16 protein-coding genes are annotated in these 13,720 nt (G+C 42.7%); 6 read left to right on the top strand and 10 right to left on the bottom strand.

The features are described 5' to 3' along the window. Nucleotides 1–33 precede the first annotated feature (33 nt). Entirely contained in the window at nt 34–888 is an 855-nt protein-coding gene (locus PI95_RS08425; protein ID WP_039747436.1) for an SDR family oxidoreductase, read from the top strand. Between the two features lie 195 nt (nt 889–1,083). Beyond that, nucleotides 1,084–1,341, top strand: a complete 258-nt coding sequence (locus tag PI95_RS08420; RefSeq protein ID WP_039747438.1) for a hypothetical protein — start codon at nt 1,084–1,086, stop codon at nt 1,339–1,341. Between the two features lie 117 nt (nt 1,342–1,458). Here the strand turns inward: PI95_RS08420 and mgtE are convergent, their stop codons facing one another. Both mgtE and PI95_RS08410 read right to left on the bottom strand, forming a co-directional pair. Further along, nucleotides 1,459–2,856 (bottom strand): magnesium transporter, encoded by a 1,398-nt coding sequence (gene mgtE, locus PI95_RS08415; RefSeq protein WP_039747439.1) that lies wholly within the window; start codon nt 2,854–2,856, stop codon nt 1,459–1,461. 79 nt (nt 2,857–2,935) lie between these two features. Continuing rightward, complete coding sequence (locus PI95_RS08410) at nt 2,936–3,097, bottom strand: hypothetical protein (protein ID WP_163518720.1); 162 nt, start codon at nt 3,095–3,097, stop codon at nt 2,936–2,938. A 209-nt stretch (nt 3,098–3,306) separates the two neighbouring features. Between PI95_RS08410 and PI95_RS08405 the strand changes: the two genes are divergently transcribed. Further along, nucleotides 3,307–4,047 carry an SDR family oxidoreductase gene (locus tag PI95_RS08405; protein WP_039747440.1) on the top strand — a complete coding sequence of 247 codons (741 nt, stop codon included), beginning with the start codon at nt 3,307–3,309 and terminating at the stop codon, nt 4,045–4,047. A 98-nt stretch (nt 4,048–4,145) separates the two neighbouring features. Here the strand turns inward: PI95_RS08405 and PI95_RS08400 are convergent, their stop codons facing one another. The 4 genes from PI95_RS08400 to PI95_RS08385 all read right to left on the bottom strand — a co-directional run bounded on the left by PI95_RS08400 (nt 4,146) and on the right by PI95_RS08385 (nt 7,675). Then, on the bottom strand, nt 4,146–5,693 hold the full coding sequence (locus PI95_RS08400) for a mercuric reductase (RefSeq protein WP_039747441.1): 1,548 nt from the start codon (nt 5,691–5,693) through the stop codon (nt 4,146–4,148). Between the two features lie 372 nt (nt 5,694–6,065). Beyond that, nucleotides 6,066–6,716: a TVP38/TMEM64 family protein gene (locus PI95_RS08395; protein ID WP_163518719.1), complete on the bottom strand. Its 651-nt coding sequence runs from the start codon at nt 6,714–6,716 to the stop codon at nt 6,066–6,068. Nucleotides 6,717–6,743: 27 nt separating this feature from the next. Beyond that, nucleotides 6,744–7,493, bottom strand: coding sequence for a TVP38/TMEM64 family protein (locus PI95_RS08390; protein ID WP_039747442.1), 750 nt, complete (start codon nt 7,491–7,493; stop codon nt 6,744–6,746). Then, the gene (locus tag PI95_RS08385; protein WP_236116985.1) at nt 7,490–7,675 is read right to left on the bottom strand and encodes a hypothetical protein; all 186 of its coding nucleotides are present in this window, start codon (nt 7,673–7,675) and stop codon (nt 7,490–7,492) included. Before PI95_RS08385 ends, PI95_RS08390 begins: the two co-directional genes overlap by 4 nt. Before the next feature lie 106 nt (nt 7,676–7,781). Between PI95_RS08385 and PI95_RS08380 the strand changes: the two genes are divergently transcribed. Next, entirely contained in the window at nt 7,782–8,036 is a 255-nt protein-coding gene (locus tag PI95_RS08380) for a hypothetical protein (RefSeq protein ID WP_163518717.1), read from the top strand. A 60-nt stretch (nt 8,037–8,096) separates the two neighbouring features. On the opposite strand, the gene PI95_RS08375 is transcribed toward PI95_RS08380, so the two are convergent. Then, nucleotides 8,097–8,807, bottom strand: coding sequence for a TIGR04283 family arsenosugar biosynthesis glycosyltransferase (locus tag PI95_RS08375; protein ID WP_039747444.1), 711 nt, complete (start codon nt 8,805–8,807; stop codon nt 8,097–8,099). Between the two features lie 51 nt (nt 8,808–8,858). Next, nucleotides 8,859–9,251: a fluoride efflux transporter CrcB gene (crcB, locus tag PI95_RS08370; protein WP_039747445.1), complete on the bottom strand. Its 393-nt coding sequence runs from the start codon at nt 9,249–9,251 to the stop codon at nt 8,859–8,861. A 267-nt stretch (nt 9,252–9,518) separates the two neighbouring features. Here crcB and PI95_RS08365 point away from each other — a divergent pair, with 267 nt between their 5' ends. Together PI95_RS08365 and PI95_RS08360 are read left to right on the top strand one after the other, a co-directional pair. Next, a complete protein-coding gene (locus PI95_RS08365; protein WP_039747446.1) occupies nt 9,519–10,394 on the top strand; it encodes a zinc metalloprotease HtpX in 876 nt (291 codons plus the stop codon). Nucleotides 10,395–10,564: 170 nt separating this feature from the next. Continuing rightward, nucleotides 10,565–10,960 (top strand): hypothetical protein, encoded by a 396-nt coding sequence (locus PI95_RS08360; RefSeq protein ID WP_039747615.1) that lies wholly within the window; start codon nt 10,565–10,567, stop codon nt 10,958–10,960. An 81-nt stretch (nt 10,961–11,041) separates the two neighbouring features. Here the strand turns inward: PI95_RS08360 and PI95_RS08355 are convergent, their stop codons facing one another. Together PI95_RS08355 and PI95_RS08350 are read right to left on the bottom strand one after the other, a co-directional pair. Further along, nucleotides 11,042–13,270 (bottom strand): pentapeptide repeat-containing protein, encoded by a 2,229-nt coding sequence (locus PI95_RS08355; RefSeq protein ID WP_039747447.1) that lies wholly within the window; start codon nt 13,268–13,270, stop codon nt 11,042–11,044. Nucleotides 13,271–13,464: 194 nt separating this feature from the next. Next, the coding region (locus PI95_RS08350) for a hypothetical protein (RefSeq protein WP_201280360.1) at nt 13,465–13,720 on the bottom strand (256 nt) is incomplete at its 5' end.

Below are 13,720 nucleotides of genomic sequence, written 5' to 3'. Positions count from 1 at the left end.
CCAAATCACGAGTTAATATTCAGGGAGAATTTTATGCCAGAAGAATCGTTACAACCACCACAGCAACAGAAACCACCAGGTAAAGAATCAGAAATGACGCCGAAACCGAAGGCAGATGATTCAAGTTATCAGGGAAGTGGTAAATTAAAAGATAAAGTTGCTTTGATTACTGGTGGCGATAGTGGAATTGGTCGTGCTGTAGCGATCGCCTATGCTAAAGAAGGTGCAGATGTGGCGATAGTTTACTTGAATGAACACGACGACGCTAAAGAAACCAAGAATTTAGTCGAAAAACATGGACGTCGTGCAGTAGCGATCGCTGGTGATATTGGTGACGAAAGCTTTTGTCAGCAAGCTGTACAACAAACTGTAGATGAACTTGGCAAACTTGATATTCTCGTCAACAACGCTGCCGAACAGCATCCGCAAGAAAGTATAGAAGATATCAGCGCATCGCAGCTAGAGCGCACCTTCCGTACTAATATTTTCTCAATGTTTTTCATGACCAAAGCGGCGATGAAGCACTTGCACGAAGGCAGCGCCATTGTTAATACTACATCAGTAACCGCTTATAAAGGCAATCCGCAACTACTTGATTATTCTTCCACCAAAGGTGCGATCGTTGCCTTTACTCGTTCTTTGTCACAAAGTTTAGTAGAAAAGAAAATTCGCGTCAACGCTGTTGCACCAGGTCCGATTTGGACACCTTTAATTCCCTCAACTTTCCCAGAAGATAAAGTTGAAACATTTGGCAAACAAGTACCAATGGAAAGACCCGGACAACCCGAAGAAGTTGCACCCAGCTTTGTATTTTTAGCATCCGATGACAGTTCTTACTTCTCTGGACAAGTGTTGCATCCCAATGGTGGATCGGTAGTTAACGGGTAATGGGGAATGGGGAATGGGGAATGGGGAATGGGTAATGGGGAAGTACTTTTCTTATTCCTATTACCAATCCTCAATTACCAATTACCAATTATCAATTCCCTATTACCAATTATTGAGTCAACCATTAGAGGGATGAAAAATTGCTTTATAGTTGATAATGTCGTAAAGAACACTTTATACATAAAAATTACGGCTATGGCATCCCCAACACGATTGCAAGGCACAGAGCTAGTGGATTGTGCTAGAGCGAATGCCAAACAGGGAATTGAAACCGCTGCTTTTCAATGTGGTTATGGTGACGACCTCAACACCTTTGCGCGTGAATTACGGCAAGCTTGTGAGGAAATGAATTTGCAAGTCAAAGAACTCAATGAACTGATTACCGACCAAGACATGATATTACAAATTGGTACCGGCGAAGTGGTTGCGCCAGATACGGCATCAGAACTTTAATTAGTGGATAGTGGATAGGGGATAGTGGATAGTGGATAGTGGTAAATCTTAACAACGCTCCAACTAACCACTAACTCTTAACAACTATCCACGCTCCAACCAACAACTATCCACGAACTATATCCTTAAAATTATTCTTGCCAAATTGAAGTAAATTAAAACACCAGCTACATCGACTGCGGTAGTAATAAATGGTGCTGACATTAATGCTGGATCTAAGCGAAGTAAGCGGAATAGAAACGGCAGTGCTGAACCGGAGATAGAAGCTAAAATAGAAATGGCTACCAGACTGGTGCCGACAGCGATCGCTACTGATAAATTATTTTGCAGAAAGTATGCCCACACTGTGGCGATCGCACCTAACATCGTTCCTAACAAAGCGCCGGCGATCGCTTCTCTACCAATCACCTGCAACGAACCCATACTCCGTATTTCTTCGGTATTCATCCCGCGAATTACTACTGTTGAAGATTGAGCGCCGACATTCCCGCCAGTGCCTGTCAGTAAAGGGATAAACGCCGTCAGTACCACCACTTGACTTAAAATATCTTCTTGGGATTTAATAATTGTTCCCGTAATCGTATTAGTTACAAGTAATACTAACAACCAAACTACTCGCTTGCGGGCAACTGTCAGCAAACCTGTCTGAAAATAATTGTCGCCTCCGGACTGCACACCACCACCTAAAGCGTAGATATCCTCAGTGGTTTCCTCTTGCAGGATGTCAATTACATCATCTACAGTGACAATTCCCACTAAACGCTGTTCTCGATCTACCACAGGCACGGCAAGAAAGTCATATCTTTGGATCAATCTTGCTACTTCTTCTTGGTCTGTATCCGTATAAACATACACTACATCGCGGGTCATCATGTCGCTAACTTTTTGTTCTGGCTGAGATGTCACCAAATCGCGCAGCGACAACATCCCAGTTAAACGTCTAGCCTCATTAGTGATGTAGAGGTAATAAATCATCTCACTAGCATTAGCTAGGCGGCGAATTCTCTCTAAAGCTTGAGCGATGGTAAAATTTTCTTTCAGCGAAATTAACTCTGGGGTCATAATTCGCCCAGCAGTACCGCTTTCATAACCCAACAACTGAGAAGTAAATTCCCGTTCGCTTGGACTAAGTTGTTCTAGCAGACGATTGACGACTTTTGCGGGTAATTCATCAAATAACCTTGCTCGGTCATCTGGTGACATTTTATCAACAATGTCGCGAATCTCCTGGCTTCTGAGTTCTTCGATTAACAGTTCTTGAATGCTGTAGTCGAGATGTTCATAAACCTCAATTGCCTCATCCTTGGAAAGTAAGCGAAAAGCCAAAGCGTGCATTTTTTCTGGCAAACCTTCAATCGCATCAGCAATATCCGCAGGTTGCACAGGTACGAGAATCGCTTTTGCGGCTTGCAAATCTCCGGCTTCCAGCAGCATTTGCAACTGAGTTCGCACTAAATCGCTTAATTCCCGGCGCGAGACATTCTGGATAGAGATTGAATCATTGGCTTCTGTCACAGTTCACCACCAAAGCCAGTTTGAACAAGGTTACTGCCCTTAGTTTAAGGGAAAGTGGGAACATCGAACGTAAAACCTGCTATTTTTTACTCTTTGGATTGATTTTTATCACATATCTAACCAGAGATTTTTCCCCTCCTGCATTTTCTTTACCCTTTCCCCTTTCCCCTTTCCCCCTCTTCCTTGTTTTTTCAATGTTTGCAACAGTCATTACTAGATGGTCGAGTCTGTCAATATGCATTTTCTCCTCTTCGCATATCTAAAAGTGTAATTTAGGCTTGACTTTGAGCGCACTGTAACTTGTAAGCTATGGATTGTAGAACAAAAATCAAGCATAATCTATCTTTGGCTTTCCTCTCATTAGAAAACGGCGATCGCGTTCTTATATTCTCATATCATTTAACTCAGCAAGAAAGACAGACAAGCTACATTTCACTTTTGGAGTAACTCATGACATCACAATCAGTCGAAAATAAAGTTGCACTCATTACCGGGGCAAACAAAGGCATCGGGCTAGAAATTGCCCGTCAATTAGGCGTGCAAGGAATTACAGTGTTGATTGGCGCACGAGATGAAAAGCGAGGGCAAGAAGCTGCCGAAAAGTTACATGCTGAACATAATATTGATGCACATGCCGTGCAGCTTGATGTGACAAATCAAGGCAGTATTGAGGCTGCGGCAAAACATATCGAAAGTGAGTTTGGTAAGCTTGATATTCTGGTCAACAATGCAGGAATTGCTGTTGACAGAGTACCACCTAGCCAACTTGACATCGAAGTTTTGCGTCGCACCTACGACACTAACTTCTTTGGCGTTTTCGCTGTCATCAAGGCGATGTTGCCTTTGCTGCAAAAGTCTGATGCTGGGCGGATTGTAAATATGTCTAGCGGTCTGGGATCGCTGACACAGAATACTGACCCCAATTATGAATACGCGCAAATGAAACTGCTGGCTTATAACTCGTCGAAAACAGCACTCAACGCGATGACAATTCAATTCGCGCACGAACTCAAAGATACGTCAATCAAGGTTAATTCTGCCGATCCCGGTTACGTCGCGACTGAACTCAATGCTCACAACGGTACGCGGACTGTACAGCAGGGTGCAACCGCTCCAGTGCGCTTGGCAACATTACCTTCTGACGGTCCAACAGGCGGGTTTTTTGACGAAAACGGCGTTGTACCGTGGTAATAGTTGTTGGGTGTTAGTTGTTGGTTGTTGGTTGATGGTTGATGGTTGATGGTTGATGGTTGATGGTTGATGGGTTAGCGATCGCCTACAAAACATCCTCAAGAAAGCTTTGTCAAAAATCCTAATAATGCTTTTGTTCTCGGTGTCAGCAGCGTGCGACGATAAGCATCTGCTGCTTTTTTAATGCCTTCGGCTTGGGTTGGATAAGGATGAATCACGCTGCTTAATTTGCTCAAACCGATTTTATTGACGATCGCGGTGGTTACTTCGGAAATCATTTCACCTGCGTGAGCTGCGACAATAGTCGCACCAATAATTTCATCCGAGCCTTTTTTGTGATGAATTTTCACAAAACCAGATTCTTCACCGTCGGCGATCGCTCGATCTACACTACTCAAAGGAACTTGAATTGTCTCCACATCAATTCCCTTTTCTTTTGCTTCTTCTTCATACATCCCGACATGGGCAATTTCGGGGTTAGTATACGTCACCCAAGGCATCACCAGACTACTTAGTTTAGAGCGTCCCAAACCAAAAGGCGAAAATAGCGTATTTTTGATGACAATTCGCGCTGCCGCATCTGCCGCATGGGTGAATTTCCAATTCATGCAGATATCACCCGCTGCATAAATATGGCGATTCGTCGTCTGAAGGTAATCATTCACCTTTACACCGTGACGCTGGTCGTATTCTACCCCAACTGCTTCTAAATTTAGTTTTTCCACATTCGGAGCGCGTCCTACACCGACTAAAATTTCATCTACAGTCACAGAATCTCGGCGACCTTTAGAAGAAAAGTAAAGTCGCTTACCATCAGTAACGGTTGTTACTTCTTCTAACTGGCAATTTAAAACTAAGCGAATACCTTCTTTCTTGAAAACTTGTTGAAGAATTTTCGCTGCGTCAGCATCTTCTTTATTTAAAATGTGAGAACCTTGATGCAAAAGTGTCACTTCGCAACCCAAACGGCGAAAAGCCTGCGCCATTTCGCAACCAATTGGACCACCACCAATCACCGCTAAACGTTCTGGTCGTTGGATGAGAGAAAAAACTGTTTCATTAGTCAAATAACCCGCTTCTTCAATGCCTCTAATTGTAAGACGTGCAGCTCTTGCTCCGGTTGCAATTACAGCTTTTTTAAACTTGAGAATTTTGCCGTCAACTTGTACAGTATTGTTACTGGCAAATTTACCGCTACCCAAGAAGACATCAACTCCCAGCTTTTGAAAACGCTCTGCCGAGTCGTGATGACTTATACCGGCTCTGACTCGTCGCATCCGTGCCATCACTGCCGGGAAATCAATGTCAATATGTTTGGGAATATTAATCCCTAACTCAGCTGCATTCCACATTTCTCCAACTAAGCGCGAAGACCTAATTACACATTTGGACGGTACGCAACCAACATTTAAGCAATCTCCACCCATGAGATGCTTTTCAATTAATGCGACTTTCAAATTTAAATCTAAACCGGCTGCACCTGCGGCGACAACTAAGCCTGCCGTACCTGCACCAATTACTACTAAGTCGTAACAATGGGCAGGTTCAGGATTTACCCAATTTGCTGGATGTACATTGGAAACTAATGTTTGATTATACTCATCGATTGGGCGGACTGTGACTTGATGAAGTTCTGAATTTGACATAATTACTTTTTTGAGGATGAAGGGTGTAAATCGTAGTCAGCGCTTCAGCGCTGTTAGTGCTGACTACAATTAATAGGACTTACGCTTTTAGGACAAAAAACGAACCGCAGAGAACGCAGAGAACACAGAGGAAGAAGAGTTTGAGAGAGTTTTTGCATAAGTGCTGAAGGGTGTAAATCGTAGTCAGCGCTTCAGCGCTGAAAGGCTGATTACAATTAATGGGATTTACGCTTTTAGGATGAAAAAACGTTCGCCCTTGGCGTTGCCGGAGGCTACCGCAGAGAACGCTGAGAACACAGAGGAAGAAGAGTTTGAGAGAGTTTTTGCATAAGTGCTGTTAAATTCTCGTTACTACTGGGGGAAACCCCACCCCTACGAAATCTCTTGTTCTAGGGCTTTCTTGGCGATGCGGGTAACATAAACTGTGACGCCAACTGTGGCAATAAAACCAATGATACGAATTGCCCATTGTACAGTTGGGTTGGTCGGTTGAGTTTCTGTGCCGATTCTGGCAAGACTACCAGCGAGAGAACCAATGTAAACGTACATGATTGTTCCGGGAATCATGCCGACTGAGCCGATAAAGTAATCTTTAAGAGAAACTCCGGTGATGCCAAAAGCGTAGTTTAATAAGTTGAAGGGAAACACCGGGGAAAGTCGTGTTAAAAGCACTATTTTTAATCCTTCTTTGCCGACTGCTCGATCAATAGCGGCGAATTTTTTGTTACCTTCGATTTGGCGGGCAACCCAATTTCTTGCTAAATAACGTCCGACTAGAAAAGCGGCAGTTGCTCCTAGAGTAGCACCGATAAAGACGTAGAGCGAACCCCAAACTACACCAAAAATAACGCCAGCCCCTAAAGTGATAATTGAACCTGGTAAAAAAGCGACAGTAGCAATAATATAAAGTCCAATAAAGGCAAATGCTCCCACTGAACCAAGGTTATCAATTGACTGCAAAGCATTTCTGAAGATGTCTTGGAGATTAAAAGATACCTGAGCTAAAACAAAGTGTATGTTCATTATTAAAAAACTTTGGTAGTAAGCGCTTCAGCGCTTAAACTTATCTCTATCATCGCTAACTTCTGCTGTCACCATACTTTCATTTAAAGCTTTCTGAGCAATTTTTGTCACATATACAGTCACAGCAACCGTAGCAATAAACCCAACTGCTTGCATTACCCATTGCCCAATTTGAGTTTCTAGATTGCTTGGCTGATTAGATATGTTCATCGTTGCCAGGTTGCCTGCAATAGAACCAAGATAAACATACATGATAGTACCAGGAATGATGCCCAGCGAACCTAAAACATAATCTTTAAAAGAAACTTGTGTAACTCCAAAAGCATAATTTAATAAGTTGAATGGAAAGACAGGAGATAGGCGAGTCAGCAGTACAATTTTCCATCCTTCTTTCGCAACGGCTCGATCAATTGCTTTAAATTTCGGATTTTTTTCCATTTTTCGGCAAACCCAATCCCGTGATAGATAGCGTCCAATTAAAAATGCCAAGCTTGCTCCTAATAGTGCCGCAATTAAGACATAAATCGAACCCCAAAATACACCAAACAGACAACCACCTTTTAGTGTCAGTAGGGAACCGGGTATAAAGAGTAGTGTAGCTATGTTATAAATTATCATAAAAGCAATTGGACCGAAGATGCCAAGACTTTTAACCCACATGATTGAAGTCAACACAAGTCCGTGAATGTCGATGTGTTTGGCGGCTATTATTAAGCAGGGAACCAGACACATTAATAGTAATAGTTTGAGTTTAAATTTCAGTCGGCGCTGATTCATTTTTTGAGAGTGGGGAGTGGGGAGTGGGGAGTGGGGAGTGGGGAGTGGGGGAAGCGTGGTGTGGGGAGTGGAGGAGTGGGGGAGTGGGGAGTGGGGAGTGGGGAGTGGGGAGTGGGGAGTGGGGAGTGGGGAGTGGGGGAAGAGGGATTTTTATAACTTTCACAGTTGGGAGCGCAAAACATATCGTAAGTAGCGATAATTCATGTAGCCGAAGGCTTCTGTGAAGGGTATTATCGCTACGTAAATTAAGGAACTGGCAAGGTTTTTTGCGTAAGTCCTGACTTTGTTATGTACAAAGTGCATGGAAGGGTGAACTTTGAGCTTCTGAGGGTGAACGTTGAGCTTCTGAGGGTGAACGTTGAGCTTCTGAGGGTGAACGTTGAGCTTCTGAGGGTGAACGTTGAGCTTCTGAGGGTGAAAGTTGAGCTTCTGAGGGTGAAAGTTGAGCTTCTGAGGGTGAACGTTGAGCTTCTGAGGGTGAAAGTTGAGCTTCTGAGGGTCAACTTTGAACCTCAAAGGCTCAAAAGTCTACTTTGCATTTAATAATTCATCATCTCCAATTACTATTTATCACTAAGATATGCTAGTTAAATGAGAAGTAGCTTAAATCTTCCTAAATTTTTTCTGCCGATACCAGCTAACAAGTCGTTGCGGTGGTACGCCTAGTAGATAAGCAATAATTACAATTTGATTAATTAGGGTGGTTTTGCAAATTCCCTTTTGCAACCATCGACGTGCTGAGGTAATAACTGGCACGGGGATTATAGTAATGCGTCCGATGCGTTTTAAACGACGCATGATTTCAAAGTCTTCCATAAAGGGCAATTCCGGAAAATTGCCTATTTTGTTAAATGTCTCTTTTGTTAAAAAAATCGCTTGATCCCCATAAGGCATTTGCCAAAAACGCGATCGCATATTCACTCCCCATTCCACTAACCGCAGACTTGCCACTTCTGCATCAATTCGCAAGGCAAAAGCACCAGCTACTGTGCCACTTTTTTGCAGTGCTGTGCGAATCATCACATCAAATGCTGACGGCAACTGTGTATCCGCATGAAGAAATAGCAGAATATCCCCTTTTGCAACGATTGCGCCTTTGTTCATTTGCACTGCGCGACCTGGAATAGAGGATATAATTGTGACATTTAAATCATCAGCAATCTTATAAGTGTCATCTTGTGAGCCGCCATCGACAACAATGACTTCTATATTTGTACTCGGTTGAGTAGAAGCGATCGCACCCTCGATATTGGACGCTTCATTAAGAACCGGAATGATAATAGAAATTTTGGCAGTGCCAATATTCTGACTCATGATCTAGTCTCCCCCCTCTCCCACACCACGCTTCCCCCACTCCTCCCCGGACTACCTCCACAATCTCGCTAAAATCACACCTAACTGAACGCAGATAATTCCCAGTATTGCACTGCCAGCCCAATAAAATGTTGCTGTGAAGATGTTATTACGCAATAAAGCAACTGTATCTAAACCGTAAGTTGAGAAAGTTGTGTAAGCACCTAAAAATCCGGTTGCGACTAACAAACGCACTTCGGTAGAGATGATTGTCACATGATTTAAGGCGAAAGTGGCGAAGAATCCCATCGCAAAACAACCGCTGATATTGATAAAAAAGGTTCCATAGGGAAAACTGACTCCAAAGCGATCACTAAACCATAAAGTTAGATAATATCGACTTAAAGCACCAGCGATCGCTCCTAAACTAATGGCGATGCAATTGCGAATTTCCGCTTGTATCATTTTTAGTTTCTCATCAAATCATCATAATCTTATAAAATTTAATTCTCCAGATAGATGCTGTTTTTAATTATTGATGTATTAAATAATGTATTAAGTCAATTTAGATAATGATTTGCTAACAAGTTGTAGTAAAACCGTACTTTTGTGATAGGTTTTCTGCACCATAAATCTGAGTTGAGGTGGATACAATCAAACTACGACTTAAGTGATGCTGTTGTCTAGATAAAGTTGAAAAATCAATACAGCAGACTTCAAGGAAGCAGAAATATGAGAAATCAATTGAAAACGGCAGCTTTACTAGCTGCCTTAAGTGGTCTTTTAATTGCGATTAGTTACTGGATAATTGGCGGTACTAGTGGCGTAATACTCGGTATTGTTATAGCCGCAGTCACAAATTTATTTTCTTGGTATCAATCAGATAAGATTGCTTTAGCAGCTTATCGCGCCCAGCCAGTATCACGACAGCAAGCGCCAGAATTATATCAAATGGTGCAGAGATTGAGCGATCGCGCCAATCTTCCCATGCCCAGCATCTACATTGTTCCTGGTGCAGCAGCTAACGCTTTCGCTACAGGACGAGATCCAGAACATGCCGCTGTAGCCGTCACCGAAGGCATTTTAAACTTATTGCCAGAGGATGAACTCGAAGGTGTTATTGCCCACGAACTTACACACGTTGCGAATCGTGACACCTTAACGCAAGCCGTTGCAGCTACAATTGCCGGTGCGATTTCCTTCTTATCCCAGATGTTGAGCTACAGTTTATGGTTTGGCGGATCGGGATCGCGAGATGAAAATAGAGGTGCAAATCCTTTAGGATTGCTGTTTACAATATTTCTTGCACCATTAGCAGCTACGGTGATTCAGCTAGCAATTTCCCGCACGCGAGAATTCTCCGCCGATGCTGGTTCTGCTAGATTAACAGGCAATCCTCGCGCTTTAGCCCGTGCGTTGCAACGCTTAGAAGCGACAGCACGACAAATTCCAATGGCAGGAAATCCCGCATTTGAACCATTGTTAATTACAAATGCTTTCTCCGGACAATTCCTCAGCAGCTTATTTTCAAGTCACCCCTCCACCGAAGCGCGAGTTGAAGCATTGTTGAAATTAGAGCAAGAATTGCCCCGATTGCAAAGAGTGTGATGTGGGACAAGGGGGACAGGGGAGACAAGGGGGACAAGGGAGACAAGGGAGACAGGGGAGACAAGGGGAAAGGAATAAAAAGCTTTTTCCATTACCCATTACCCATTACCAATTACCCATTACCCATTACCCATTACCAATGCCCAATTACCCAAAAAGGAGATACAATTATGAATTCTGATGCAAACAAGAATATTGAAGTAATTGTTGAAGTCAGCCCGCAAACCAATGAAATGGTGGAAAGAGAAATGGCTGGCGAAACTGATGATTTGAAGCATGAAACTAAAGAGTTAATTGAAGCGTTGAAAAGACGCGCCCAAGCTGAAGCAGAATCAGCAGGTACTCTTACCCGCGAGACGTATTTAAATGCGATACGTAAAGCGCGGGAAGCGGTGGAAGGCGAAAGAGTAATTGAGCGCGATCGCATTGAACGCTCTTGGGCGACAATTCAAGAAGAAGCTGACAGAAACTGGCAGATGTTTTGGAAGGAAGTGTCGCAATTGGGCGATCGCTTTGGTGATGCTGCCAAAGCCGCCTGGGATGCCTTCAACGCCCCACGTCCGTAAACAGGAGTGGGAGAATTGTAGAGACGCGATTAATCGCGTCTTTCTTTATGCGTTAACAAATGCGATCGCGTCTCTGTTTCTTCACCCCAACCCCAAGAAATTGGAAATCAGCGGCAACAATTTACCACACGCTTCAACCAATGTTGCCGCGCTGGGTAAACCAGAAATTGTCCCTTTTAAAATCTTCATAGCCGTTTTCGCTGCTTTTTGCATCGCTCCTTCTTGGGGATTTTTCCCGGCTTCTGCTAAAGCCTTCACTTGTTCTAAAGCCTCGGCTTTATCTTCTTCGCTTAAATTTGTATCAGCTTCAATTGCTGTTTGCAATTGCGTCAACAATTCCTTAATTCCCGGTTTCTCTGGTTCATCAGATTTTGGTAACTCGTTGATGGTGTTTGTCACCGTACCGCTGATTTCACCTAAATTCAAAGCTTGTCCGCTAGCATTAAAATCTCCACCGACACTGCCAATATTGATTTTGCGGCTGGCATCATTACTGTTAGTCATATTTTTATTCTCTAGTTTATTGTCAACTTGAACATTTATAGGTTTATTCGCTAACAAGCTAATAATCTCTTTCATATCTCCGCTTTGTTGGCGATAGATGACTATTTGCTCATCTTTAGCTTTTAATTGTGCTTTATATTTTTCTTCTACGGCTTGCAGTGCTAGTTGATAACTTTGCGTAAAATCACTATGAATCTTTTCTTTATCAGCATCAAGAGGCACGTCTAACTTAACGACGACAACCCCATCGCCTTTATTTTCAATACTTTGAATGGCTAATTCTGTGTCTTCATTTTCGGCTTGCACTTTTTTGAAAGCAGTAACAAAAGCTTTCCAGTCGATGCCGTCGCGGAATATTAAATCAACAGTATTTAAAACCTCTTCAAATAGTTTGGTAAATTCTCCTGGTTTAAAGTCGCCACTACTGGGACGGCGTTCGCGGTCATCGGTTTCTGGCTTGGGATATTCTAGAAGATAAACAAAGCGGCAATCGACATTATTTAACTTTGTTGTACTTTCAATATTCCACGCTTCTACACAAGCGCCTGTCATTTGGGCGCTGGTAAAATCAGTGTTAACAGCTTGAGTTAGAGTTAGGTTTGCTTTTTCTAAACAAGCTCCTTGAAAGGTGGCTTCACTAATATAAGCATCTTTAAGATTAGCTTCTTTCAAATCTGCGCCTATCAGGTTAGCCCCTTTCAGGTTTGCACCAGCATAAGATTTTCCTCGACCATTGCCAGTGACGAGTAATTTGAGAATATCTAGTTTAGTTAATATGGTGTCGTCAAGTCTGGCAAAATCAAGTTTTTTGGCTTCATAAAAACGAGTGCGTGTCAAATTTGCTTTTCTCAAATCTGTGTTTTTCAGGGTTGCGCCAGTAAAATCAGCATCAGTTAAATCGGCATTATAAAATTTGGTTCCACGCCAAGCAGTAATAGCAATTGTAATGTTGCGAATGAAAGCTTGTTTTTCATCTCTAGCTAAAGCACGTTTACTAACATAAACACAGAAAGCCAGACCAATTGCTGCTCCTATAGCAGGATTTGCATAGGAAATATCTAATTGTGGCTGTGTCTTGCCAAATAAATCCCAAAATAATGCAAATACTGCTGGGACTACTACAGCTGCTGTGACTACGCCTTTTACCACCAATCTTCCACCTACTATTTCTGCTACAGAGACAGCCAAGGTTCCTGGAGTCACACCTACTAATACCGCTAATATTAATGAGCAAAGTGAAATTACCGCTTGTATGGATATTGAGGATATCCACTGCTGAAACTGTGTAGAGTCAAATTTCTCTGTCGAATTATATTTCCAAGAAAATTCACCTTCTCTCTTCAACACTGGCAATACCGTAACTATTGCTCCAAACATCACCGCTATTGCGACCAATACAACTGTTACTGCTACTGTTAAAAATCCCAAAGTCGTTACTAAACCTAAACGAATGATTGCGTAAAAGAGAATAGCTAATGGTATAAATTGAGGTAGTGGATTGTAGTCAGAGTTGTTTTCGCTACTATTGTTTGTTTCCGAAGTATTGTTGATTGACGGCAAGAGTGAGCCAGCGGCGAAAGACCAAAAAAATCCTGAAATTACTGCTAACAGTAATGAAAAGATGATTAAGCCTATTGTCCAATGGTCTTGCAGTCCAGCTTTGACATAACTGAAATTTGCGCCTCTTATGGTGGCATTACTAAAATCTGCCCCTCTAATATCTGCACGGCTAAAGTTTGCTCCTGTCAGGTTTTGACCTTTAAAAGAGCGACCTCGGAGATTTTGACCGGAGTAGTCTGGCGGCATAACTGGGTCATTATCAGGTTATTGCTGAAATTGTATACAACTTTGCTATGTAATATTCCGGATTATGGCAAAATAAAGTAAATACAAAAATTTTGGATGCAACAGGCAGTATAAGAGCATAACTGTGCATCCTTACCTTTGAATGCTTAAGTTATCATCAGCAATATTGAAGTTGGTGTAACCATACTTAAGCTCTAGTTATTAATATTGCAACTGTAGCGGTCTAACTCGTAACGGGAGCGGTCTAACTCGTAACTGTAGCGGTCTAACTCGTAACTGTAGCGGTCTAACTCGTAACGGGAGCGGTCTAACTCGTAACTGTAGCGGTCTAACTCGTAACGGGAGCGGTCTAACTCGTAACGGGAGCGGTCTTGCTCGTAACGGGAGCGGTCTTGCTCGTAACGGGAGCGGTCTTGCTCGTAACGGGAGCGGTCTTGCTCGTAACGGGAG

The organism is Hassallia byssoidea VB512170, from assembly GCF_000817785.2.
GTDB lineage: Bacteria > Cyanobacteriota > Cyanobacteriia > Cyanobacteriales > Nostocaceae > Hassallia > Hassallia carrinoi.
Note: the sequence above shows the minus strand (reverse complement) of the source record. Positions and strands in the feature narration are given on the sequence as shown.